Genomic DNA, 733 nt, shown 5'->3' on the forward strand with positions numbered 1-733 from the left:
ACATTGGGGAGCGCGTTTGCCAATGCCGATGCCGGCTGCTCCGGCGTAGCCACCGGTGTCGCTGGATTCGCCTGCGCTGGCGTTGTGCTCTGGGTCGGACTCGCTGTGGCGAGCGTCGTCGCCCATGCCTGGCGCAACACGATCAACGCCGCTTTCATGTCGGGCAGCCCGCCTTGCGGCAGCGATCCCTTGGCCAGCGACGATTCCAGAAACAGGCCGGAATTCTGGAACGCCGATTTGACTTCCTCGCCGGTGAGCTGGGCATCGAGCGGCGGACGTTGCGCCAGCACCTGTGCGACCGCTTGCTGCAATTGCGGCGGCAGCCCCTGCAGCGAGGTCGCAGCGCCGAGATTGGCAAACAACGTCGCCAGACTCGCCTGCTGCGTCACGGCACTTTGCGTGGCGGTAGAGACCGCCTGTGCTTCCAGCGACGTCAGCTGGATCTTGGAGGTCGCGATGGCATTGGCGAGATTGATTGGCAGGTCTGGCGCAAGCGTCACATTGCCGGAGGACGCGCCACCCGCCTGCCCTGCACCTGTGTTTTGCGGCGTGACGACGGCAAGCTGGACATTGCCGTTGTCCGTCTTCGACACTGTGAATTGCAGCACCTGCCCGGCCTGCAACGGCACCTGCGATTGCACGTCGATCGTGCTGTGCCCGATGGCGATACGAACCTGATTGTCTGGCGAGACCGACAGCACGCGGCCGGCAATCACGCTGCCGGGCTGAAACG

1 protein-coding gene is annotated in these 733 nt (G+C 64.7%); it reads right to left on the bottom strand.

The features are described 5' to 3' along the window. Positions 1-733, bottom strand: a 733-nt coding sequence (locus tag ACXJKG_RS21320; RefSeq protein WP_456847712.1) for a hypothetical protein, incomplete at both ends; no start/stop codon positions are given.

The organism is Cellulomonas sp. P5_C6, from assembly GCF_054049635.1.